This is a genomic window from Mesorhizobium sp. CNPSo 4671, assembly GCF_057784245.1.
Genome location: NZ_JBWLUW010000071.1, coordinates 1 through 675, shown reverse-complemented (window position 1 = coordinate 675; position 675 = coordinate 1). Strand labels below are relative to the sequence as shown.

2 protein-coding genes are annotated in these 675 nt (G+C 63.1%); one reads left to right on the top strand and one right to left on the bottom strand.

What is annotated here, in order from left to right; genetic code table 11:
* Positions 1-303, top strand: a 303-nt coding sequence (locus AC04SF_RS37400; protein WP_488481877.1) for a sunset domain-containing protein, incomplete at its 5' end; no start/stop codon positions are given.
* Between the two features lie 190 nt (positions 304-493).
* Here the strand turns inward: AC04SF_RS37400 and AC04SF_RS37395 are convergent.
* Positions 494-675 (bottom strand): WGR domain-containing protein (locus AC04SF_RS37395; RefSeq protein WP_488481876.1); only part of this gene is annotated, 182 nt, incomplete at its 5' end.

Here is a 675-nt window from a genome sequence, read left to right as displayed (position 1 = left end):
CTGCAGGAGAAGGCCAAGGCGGCAAAAGTCGGCATCTGGGCAGGAACGTTTGAAGCGCCTTGGGATTGGCGTGCCAAGCATCGCGCTGACAACGAACCGCCATCGACGATCGCTCCCCTGCTCGCAGCGTCGCCCAGTGCCTGCAACATTAAGGGCAACATCAGTGCCCGCGGGGAGCACATCTATCACATGCCTGGCCAAGAGTATTACGATCGCACCGTAATCACCACCAGCAAGGGAGAGCGCTGGTTCTGCAGCGAGGAAGGGGCGGTGGCCGCCGGTTGGCGCAAAGCAAAGCGTTAAGCCACAGGGGCAGGTATTGCCCTGCTTTTCACCTGCGCTGGCGCGGGCCGCGGACCGCTGAGGCTTCAACGGCCCCGAAAGTGCGAGCATGAGGCAGCGTCAATTGATGACTTCCCACTGGCGACATCGCGCACGCCGGGTAAACGAGCGACTTTGTTCAAAGCCTGGCTTCCGTCGCCCTAGCGGCTGCCTAGCAACCAGACGGGATCGCTTCTGCGCGTCGGGCGGATCGCGGCTGATAGCCACGCATCCGCTTGGCGCGCAGCAGCTCGAGGAAAAGGGCGACGGCTTCACCCTCGGTATCAAAGGAGTGCTGTATCGTGCGGCCGGTGGTTCCAATCCGGCCCCAACGCCGGACCAGGCAGGTCTGGC